General features: G+C 72.6%; 7 protein-coding genes. All 7 read right to left on the minus strand.

Going from position 1 to position 8,664, the window contains the following annotated elements; all coding sequences use genetic code 11:
- Nucleotides 1-28: 28 nt before the first annotated feature.
- The gene (locus tag D476_RS0122330; RefSeq protein WP_017626143.1) at nt 29-1,855 is read right to left on the minus strand and encodes an acyl-CoA dehydrogenase; all 1,827 of its coding nucleotides are present in this window, start codon (nt 1,853-1,855) and stop codon (nt 29-31) included.
- Nucleotides 1,856-1,989: 134 nt separating this feature from the next.
- A complete protein-coding gene (locus D476_RS0122335; RefSeq protein ID WP_017626144.1) occupies nt 1,990-2,856 on the minus strand; it encodes a mechanosensitive ion channel family protein in 867 nt (288 codons plus the stop codon).
- 156 nt (nt 2,857-3,012) lie between these two features.
- Nucleotides 3,013-4,245, minus strand: a complete 1,233-nt coding sequence (locus D476_RS0122340) for a hypothetical protein (protein WP_017626145.1) — start codon at nt 4,243-4,245, stop codon at nt 3,013-3,015.
- A gap of 173 nt (nt 4,246-4,418) precedes the next feature.
- Complete coding sequence (locus tag D476_RS0122350) at nt 4,419-5,558, minus strand: SPFH domain-containing protein (protein WP_017626147.1); 1,140 nt, start codon at nt 5,556-5,558, stop codon at nt 4,419-4,421.
- A gap of 131 nt (nt 5,559-5,689) precedes the next feature.
- On the minus strand, nt 5,690-6,730 hold the full coding sequence (locus D476_RS0122355; RefSeq protein ID WP_275041564.1) for a sigma-70 family RNA polymerase sigma factor: 1,041 nt from the start codon (nt 6,728-6,730) through the stop codon (nt 5,690-5,692).
- 6 nt (nt 6,731-6,736) lie between these two features.
- Nucleotides 6,737-7,567, minus strand: coding sequence for a phosphoenolpyruvate hydrolase family protein (locus D476_RS0122360; protein ID WP_017626149.1), 831 nt, complete (start codon nt 7,565-7,567; stop codon nt 6,737-6,739).
- 4 nt (nt 7,568-7,571) lie between these two features.
- The coding region (locus D476_RS34175; protein ID WP_017626150.1) for a Tm-1-like ATP-binding domain-containing protein at nt 7,572-8,664 on the minus strand (1,093 nt) is incomplete at its 5' end.

Here is an 8,664-nt window from a genome sequence, read left to right on the forward strand (position 1 = left end):
CGCCGCAGGTGGGCGTGGTCGGTGCGGTCTAGAAGGCCGATTCCGGAACGTCCATCAGGTCCAGGCCGGTGTTCTGCGCGATGGCCCGCTCGGCGGCGGTCTTCGGCAGCACCTGGGAGGCGAAGAAGCGCGCGGCGGCGATCTTGCCGGTGTAGAAGTCGGTGTCGGCGGCGTCGGCGCCGTCCAGCCGCTCCAGGGCCACCTCGGCCTGGCGCAGCAGCAGCCAGCCCAGCACCACGTCGCCCACGGACATGAGCAGGCGGGTGGCGTTCAGCCCGACCTTGTACAGCTCGCGCGGCTCCTCGGCGGAGCGCATCGCGTCGCCGACCATGGTCTCGACGATCTTCTCGACGTCGGCGGCGGCGTCGGCCAGCAGGGCCCGCTCCTCCTTGAGGCGGCCGTTGCCCGCCTCGCTGTCCGCGAAGCCCTTGATCTCGCCCATCAGGCGGCCGAACGCCTGGCCGTTGTTCTTGACGATCTTCCGGAAGAAGAAGTCCTGGGCCTGGATGGCGGTGGTGCCCTCGTAGAGGGTGTCGATCTTGGCGTCGCGGATGTACTGCTCGATCGGGTACTCCTGCAGGTACCCGGAGCCGCCGAGGGTCTGCAGGGACTCGGCCAGCAGCGCGTAGGAGCGCTCCGAGCCCACGCCCTTGACGATGGGCAGCAGTAGGTCGTTGAGGGCGATGAGGTCCTCGTGCTCCTCACCGGCCTGCTCGGCGATCTGCACCGCGTCCTGCTGGGTGGCGGTGTAGATGACCAGCGCGCGCAGCGCCTCGGCGTAGGCCTTCTGCGTCATCAGGCTGCGGCGCACGTCGGGGTGGTGGGTGATGGCCACCCGCGGGGCCGTCTTGTCGGCCATCCGGGTCAGGTCGGCGCCCTGCTTGCGCTCCTTGGCGTACTCCAGGGCGTTCAGGTAGCCGGTGGACAGCGTGGCGATGGCCTTGGTGCCGACCATCATCCGGGCGTACTCGATGATGAGGAACATCTGCCGGATGCCGTCGTGCTTGTCGCCCACCAGGTAGCCGACGGCCGGGTGCTTGGCGCCGAAGGTCAGCTCGCAGGTGGTGGAGGCCTTCAGGCCCATCTTGTGCTCGACGTTGGTGACGTAGGCGCCGTTGCGCTCGCCGAGCTCGCCGGACTCCAGGTCGACCAGGTACTTGGGCACCAGGAACAGCGACAGGCCCTTCGTCCCGGGCTTGGCGCCCTCGGGGCGCGCCAGCACCAGGTGGAAGATGTTCTCCGTCATGTCCTGCTCGGCGGAGGTGATGAAGCGCTTGACGCCCTCGATGTGCCAGGTGCCGTCGCCCTGGTCGACCGCCTTGGTGCGGCCGGCGCCGACGTCGGATCCGGCGTCGGGCTCAGTGAGCACCATGGTGGCGCCCCAGCCGCGCTCGATGGCCAGCTCGGCGAAGCGCTTCTGCTCGGCGGTGCCCTCCTGGTAGAGGACGTTCGCGAAGCCGGGGCCCGCCGAGTACATGTGGATGGAGGGGTTGGCGCCCAGGATGAGCTCGGCCGCGGCCCAGACCAGCGAGCGGGGCGCGCCCAGGCCGCCCAGCTCCTGGGGCAGGTCCAGGTTGTACCAGCCGGCGTCCATGTAGGCCCGGTACGACTTCTTCAGGCTCTCGGGGAGGGCGACGGTGCCGGTGGCGGGGTCGAAGACGGGCGGGTTGCGGTCGGCGTCCTCGAAGGACTCGGCGACCACGCCGGTCGCGATCCGGTTGACCTCGTCGAGGATGGTCCGGGCCGTGTCCTCGTCCAGCTCCGGGAACGGGCCGCCGCCCAGCACGTCCTGGCGCTTGAAGACCTCGAAGAGGTTGAACTCGAGGTCACGGAGGTTGCTCTTGTAGTGCGTCATTGGCGCGCTCCGCTGCTGTTGGTGCCCGCGGTGACCGCAGACGGAGTGTCTGCGCACGCAAGCGACTACCGGTGGGTAACAAGTCAATGTTACTACCCGGTAGTAGCGCTTGGCCACGGTGCCTCGGCGGAGCTTCAGGACACCGGCGCCGGCCGTGCCATCGCGATCCCGTCGGCGTCCATCTCGCTCTTGATCCGCGCCCGCAGCGCGCGGCCGACCGCCCACTGCTCGCCGGGGCGGGTGCGCACGGTCACCCGCAGGGTCATCGCGCCGTTGGCGATGTCCTGGACGCCGACCACGGTCGGGTCCTCCAGCAGGACCCCGGCGGCCTCGGGGGCGGAGGCGAAGCCGTCGGCCGCGCGGCGGGCCGCCGCCTCGGCGGCGGCGGGGGAGGCCTCGGCCGACACCGGGAGGTCCACCACGGCGTTGGCCCAGCCCTGGCTCATGTTGCAGACCCGCAGGATCTCGCCGTTGCGGACGTACCAGAGGCCGCCGTTGATGTCGCGCACCTTGGTGATGCGCAGGCCCACCTCCTCGATGGTGCCCACGGCCTCGCCCACGTCCACCGTGTCGCCGACGCCGTACTGGTCCTCCAGCATCATCGCCATGCCCGAGACGAAGTCGCTGACCAGGCCCTGGGCGCCGAAGCCGATCGCCAGGCCGAGCACACCGGCGCCGGCCAGCAGCGGGCCCAGGTTGATGCCGAGCTCGCCCAGCACCATGAACAGCGCGACGCCGAACACGGTGAAGGAGGCGACGCTGCGCAGCACCGACCCGATCGTCTCGGCGCGGGCGCGCCGGCGCTCGGCCGCCGCCCCGTTCCCGGGGCGCAGCCGGTCCCGGGAGTCGGCGATGCGGGTGACCATCGCCGTGACCAGCCGCCCGAGCAGGACCCGTGCGACGGCGGCGAGCACGACGATGAGGACGATGTTGAACGCTCCGGAGAGCAGGGCGCCGGAATGGTCGGCGAGCCAGGAGGTGATCGCGGCGGCCGTCGGCATGGTTCTTCCCCCAGGGGTGGGCGGTCGTCGGTCGGTGGACGTCCGCGAGGCGCCCCCGGCGCCTCGCGGTGCGCCATCGTCCCATAACGCCCACAGGCCGCCGGATCTATTCGCAGATGGCGACAGGGGACCTACGCCACAGGGGGCACGGGGGACTCAGCCGACCTCCTCCCAGTCGCTCTCCACCACGATCTCGTCCTGCTCGCCGCCCTGCCCGGACGAGGAGTCGCCCGTGTAGTCGAGGACGAGCTTGCCGACGAGGACCGCGACGGCCAGCAGGCAGACGAGGAAGAAGAAGATCTTCCACCCGCTGTAGGGGCGCTCGCCGTGGACCTCGCCGGTCTGGCCGTTGACCAGCACCTGCCACGTCTTGCCGCGGAACATGTAGGACCCGATCCACACCGGCAGCAGCATGTGCTTGTAGGTGACCTTCGAGTACGCGGTGTCGATCGACTCGACGCGCTGCTCGTCGCCGCCGATGTCCTTGACCACGTCCTTGCGGATCGCCTTGGCCATCTCCTTCTTGGCCTGCTTGAGCCCCGCCTCGGGCTCGACGTCGTACCGGACGGTCTCGTGGCCCGCCAGGTACTCCGGCGCGTACGGCACGGCCTCCTTCAGGGGCCAGGGCTCCAGCTCCACCAGGTACTCCTCGGGCACCTTGGTGGTGGCGTGCACGAGGATGTCGTCGAAGTCGCGCTTGACCCGCCCCTTGGCCGAGTGCCAGCGGGTCTTGCGCACCTTGCGGGTCTGGACCTCGCGCTTGCCGTTCCGCCGGATGGTGCGCTCTTCGGTGACGTAGTAGTGCTCGCCGCGCTTGCCCGTGTAGTCCGACCGGGTACGGGCGTCGTAGGTCCAGTGCGGCAGGTAGGTGCTCTTCATCGATTCCGAGTCGGCCACCTTCTTCAGCCGCCGCGGGGCGAACCAGCGGGTGCGCACCCACTTCTGGAACGACTCGCGCGCCTGGCTCCGGCCCAGGGCGAACAGGAGCACCGCCTCCGGCGGGATCTGCGGATCGTTCGTCGTCTCCACGACGAGCGGGTGCGCGCAGAACTGGCAGGTGAAGGACAGCCCCTCGCCCTGGACGCGGGCGCCGCAGCCGTGGCAGACCAGCTCCTGTTCGGTGAACTTCGCGCGCCGCTTCTTCTCGGCCTTGAGGTCCTTGTAGGCGTGCTCGACCACCTCGCGGTCGGGCGCCTCGATCCTCTGCTCGTGCCCGCAGTAGGGGCACTGGAGGCCCGCGGTCCCGGGGCTGTAGTGGAGCGCGGCGCCGCAGCCCCCGCAGGGGAGGGCCTCGGCGAGCGCTTCCGGCTCGGGCTCGGGCTCCTCCTCCGGCTCGGGGGGAGCCGGAACGGGGACCGGCATGGGCGCCGGGGCCGCCTGCGGCGGCATGGGCGGCGGGGCCGCCTGCGGCGGCATGGGCGGCGGGGCCTGGGGAGGAGGGCCGGCGGCGTGCCTGCCGCGGCTCGGCGGGGGATACGGGCCCTGCGGGTGAGGGCCGGGAGGGGGCGGGGGTGTGGACATGCCGATGGGGCTCCTGCGCGGTTCGGGGATGGCGGTGCGGGTCAGGCCTGGGGCGGCAGCGGCGGCGGCACGGCGCCGAAGAGGTTCGCGAGCTGCGGAACCTGGCCCGCGGCGGTCCACTGCGCCATCCCCTCGCTCCACACCAGCGTTTCCTGGGTGAGCGTGCCCTGGGCCGCCATGCCCTGGAGCTGTTCGGCGCCGAAGGGGCCCATCTGCCGGCCGTCGGCGCCGACGTACCACTGCTGCCCGCCGGGCAGCGGCGGCGGCACGGCCGCGCCCGCCTGCGCCGGGGCCTGCTGCGGCGCTGCCTGCTGCGGCGCGGGCTGCTGCATGCTCTGCGCCATCTGCTGCGCCGCGGCCATCCCCATGCCCATGGACATCGCGTCGGAGGCGCCCCCCGGGTGCTGGGAGGAGTTCTCCAGCGCGTTCGCGGCCTGGAAGCGCTGGTACTCGCCCATGTCGCCGAGGATCCCCATCTGGGTGCGCTTGTCCAGCGCCTCCTCCACCTCCTCGGGCAGCGAGACGTTCTCGATGATGAAGCGCGGGATCTCCAGCCCCAGGTCGGCCAGGTCGACGCTGAGCACGGCGGCGACCTTGTCCCCGATGTCCTCCTGTCCGGCGGCCAGGTCCAGGACCGGCGTGCGGGCCGAGGCCTTGGCCAGCGCGGGGCCGAACCGGCCCACGATCATCTGGCGCAGGTGGTCCTCGATCTCCTCGGTGCGAAAGTTGGGGTCGGTGCCGACCAGCTCGGTGAGGAACCGCCCCGGGTCGGCCACCCGCGCGGAGAAGCCGCCGAAGGCGCGCAGGCGGACCGGGCCGAACTCGGGGTCGCGCACCATGACGGGGTTCTTGGTGCCCCACTTCATGTCGGTGAACTGGCGGGTGTTGACGAAGTACACCTCGGCCTTGAACGGCGAGTCGAAGCCGTACTTCCAGCCCTTGAGCGTGGACAGGACCGGCATGTTCTGCGTCTGGAGGGTGTAGGTCCCCGGGGGGTAGACGTCGGCGAGGCGGCCCTCGTTGATGAACACCGCGTTCTGCGACTCGCGCACGATGAGCTGGGCGCCCATCTTGATCTCGTTGTCGTGCCGCGGGAAGCGCCAGACCATGGTGTCGCGGCTGTCATCGGTCCACTCGATGATGTCGATGAGCTCGCCGCGGATGGAGTCGAACAGTCCCACGGGGGATCCTCCTTCGTCGGGGTCCCCCGTGCCGCACGGGACACGGGGGACGCGTGCACCTCACCCTCGGACGGGTGGGGGCTCCCGGAGGTTCACCGCGTGTGGGCCCTGCGGGTGGCCGGAACCGGCCCCTACACGGCGGAACCGGGCTCCAGGCGGGGCGGGAGGCCGAAGAGGGGGAACAGCGACGGGGTGTCCAGGAAGCAGTGCAGGCCGGTGATGCGGCCGTCCTCGATGTCGAGCACCTGCAGCGCCCACGGCACGTGCCCGTCGCCGTCCTCGGCCGGGTGGTAGTGGCCGAAGGCCGGGGCGCCGTTGGCCGAGACCGGCACCAGGCGCGAGTCCCGGCACTTCTCCCCCGGGCCGAGCATGAACGCGGCGATGTCGTCGTGGCCGCGCAGCCAGAGGGCGAAGGGGGGCATCGTCATGGCCGCGTCGTCGCGCAGCAGGGTGACCAGGGCGGCGATGTCGTAGCGCTCGAAGGTGTCGACGTACTTGGTGAGCAGCTCCTTGTGCTCGGCGTCCATCTCGGGGGAGCCGGGGTCGGCGGAGGCGCCGTGCGCGGCCAGGGTCGCCCGCGCCCGCTGCAGCGCGCTGTTGACCGAGGCCACCGAGGTGTCGAGCAGGTCGGCCACCTCGGCGGCGCGCCAGCGCAGCACCTCGCGCAGGATGAGCACGGCGCGCTGGCGCGGCGGCAGGTGCTGCAGCGCGGCGACGAAGGCGAGCCGGACGGTCTCCCGGGAGACCACCGCGTCGGCGGGGTCGCCGGTGTCGGGCGGGGCGATGCGCTGGTCGGGCATGGGCATCACCCAGGCCGACTCGGGCAGCGGCGCCCCCAGCGGGGTGGCGGCGGTCCCCGCCGGGGCCATGTCCACCGGGCGGGCGCGCCGCTGCCGCCCCTGGAGCATGTCCAGGCACACGTTGGTGGCGATGCGGTAGAGCCAGGAGCGCAGGGCCGAGCGGCCCTCGAACCGCTCGTGCGCGCGCCAGGCCCGCACCATGGTCTCCTGCACCGCGTCGTCGGCCTCGAACGCCGAGCCGAGCATCCGGTAGCAGTGCCCGGTGAGCTCGCCGCGGTGGGCCTCCAGCGTCTCGTCCAGCCCTTGCTCCGTCATCGCGGGCGCCCTTTCCGTCGGGGGCGTCCATCGTACGGCGCGCCCCCGACGTTTCAGGGCGGATCAGAACGTCAGGCCGGAGAACTCCCGGGTGCGCGCGGTCAGGGCCTGCTCCACGGGCAGCCGCTCCATGGACGAGGCGCCGTAGAACCCGTGCACGTCGCGGCAGGCGCGCAGGATGTACGCGGCGTCCTGCGGCTCGGCGATCGGGCCGCCGTGGCACAGCACCGTCACCTCCGGGTCCACCTCCAGGGCGGCGCGGGACCACGCGTCGATCAGCGGCACGCACTCCTCCAGGGACAGGGCGGTCTCCGCGCCGATGGTGCCGCCGGTGGTCAGGCCCATGTGGCACACGACCACGTCGGCCCCGGCTCCGGCCATGGCGGCCGCGTCCTCGGCGGAGAAGACGTAGGGGGAGGTGAACAGGTCCAGCGCGCGGGCGCGGCGGACCAGCTCCACCTCGTGGGCGTATCCCATCCCGGTCTCCTCCAGGTTGGCCCGGAACACCCCGTCGATCAGGCCGACCGTGGGAAAGTTCTGCACCCCCGAGTAGCCGAGGGCGGCGAGCCTGGGGAGGAACACGTCGAAGTCGCAGAACGGGTCGGTGCCGTTGACGCCCGCCAGCACGGGGGTGTCCCGCACCGCGGTCAGCACCTCCGGCGCCATGTCCTCGACGATCTCGTTGGCGTTGCCGTAGGCCAGCAGCCCGGCCAGCGAGCCGCGGCCCGCCATCCGGTAGCGGCCCGAGTTGTAGACCACCAGGATGTCGGCGCCGCCCTCCTCCTGGCACTTGGCCGACAGCCCGATGCCCGCGCCGCCGCCGATGATCGGGGTGCGCGCCTCCTGCTTGGCCTTGAGCCGCTGGAGGATCTCCGCCCTGGGAATCCCGGCCATGCCCTCACTTCCCCTCGGTGGTTCCGCCGAGTTCGGCGAGCACCGCGACGGCGGCGTCGGCGAACGTCGGGTCGTTGATGTCGGTGTCCAGCTCCTCGACCCGGACACCGGTGCCGGCCAGGCCGTCGCGCACCGCGCCGAACAGGGCGGCGTCGGCGTCCGGGTCGTGGAAGGGGCCGCCCTGCCCGGCGACCGCGGAGATGCCGCGCAGCGGCAGCAGCACCGCGGTGGGCCCCGTCCGGGCGGCGGCGCGGGCCGCCAGCCGGGCGCCCAGCTCGGCGCACTCGGCCGGGGTGGTCCGCATGAGGGTCACCGTGGGGTTGTGCACCAGCAGGCGGCGGTCGGCGAAGCGCTCGGGCACCGTCTCACGCGGGCCGAAGTTCACCATGTCCAGGGCGCCGAGCGAGACCACGCGGGGGACGCGTGGGCCGCCGCACAGCCGTCCGGGGCCCGCCGACATGACCCCGCCGACCAGCTCGTCGGCGAGCTCGGTCGTGGTCAGGTCGCAGATGCCGTCGAGGGCGCCCCCGTCGGCCAGGGACTCCAGGGCGCGCCCGCCGGTGCCGGTCATGTGGAATACGAGCACCTCGTCGCCCCGCTGTTCCATCAGCTCCCGCGCGCGGGTGACCGCTGGCGTCGTGACGCCGAACATGCTGGCGGCGACGGTGGCCCCGGCGGCGGGCCGCTCCACCGGGGCGCCGCGCACCATGCCCGCGACCGCGTCGCAGGCGTTGGCCAGAACGCGGGTGGAGACGCTGTTCAACCCGGTCACGTCCACCACGCTGGGCATGAGGACGAGGTCGGTCTCGCCGATGTAGGGACGGGTGTCGCCGGAGGCGGCGGTGGAGACCACCGCCTTGGGCACCCCCAGCGGGAGGGCACGTAGCGCGCGGGCGGCGATGGAGGTGCCCCCGGTCCCCCCGACCGCAAGGGCGCCGTCGAGGCGGCCCTCGGCGCGCAGGGCGAGGACGGCCTCGCGTGCGCCTTCGGCCAGGGCGGCCACGGCGGCACCGCGGTCCCCGCCGCCGGGGAGGGCGGCGGCCTCCCGGACGGCGACGTCGGCCCGGGGGCCGCCGTCGGGGGCGGAGGTCCCGGGG

The organism is Nocardiopsis chromatogenes YIM 90109, from assembly GCF_000341185.1.
GTDB classification, from domain to species: Bacteria; Actinomycetota; Actinomycetes; order Streptosporangiales; family Streptosporangiaceae; genus Nocardiopsis_A; species Nocardiopsis_A chromatogenes.

What these genes read in the sequence shown, in the direction of transcription:
- D476_RS0122330 (WP_017626143.1), bottom strand. Translation starts at nt 1,855, where the DNA reads ATGACGCACTACAAGAGCAACCTCCGTGACCTCGAGTTCAACCTCTTC.
- D476_RS0122335 (WP_017626144.1), bottom strand. Translation starts at nt 2,856, where the DNA reads ATGCCGACGGCCGCCGCGATCACCTCCTGGCTCGCCGACCATTCCGGC.
- D476_RS0122360 (WP_017626149.1), bottom strand. Translation starts at nt 7,567, where the DNA reads ATGGCCGGGATTCCCAGGGCGGAGATCCTCCAGCGGCTCAAGGCCAAG.
- D476_RS0122340 (WP_017626145.1), bottom strand. Translation starts at nt 4,245, where the DNA reads ATGCCGCCGCAGGCGGCCCCGGCGCCCATGCCGGTCCCCGTTCCGGCT.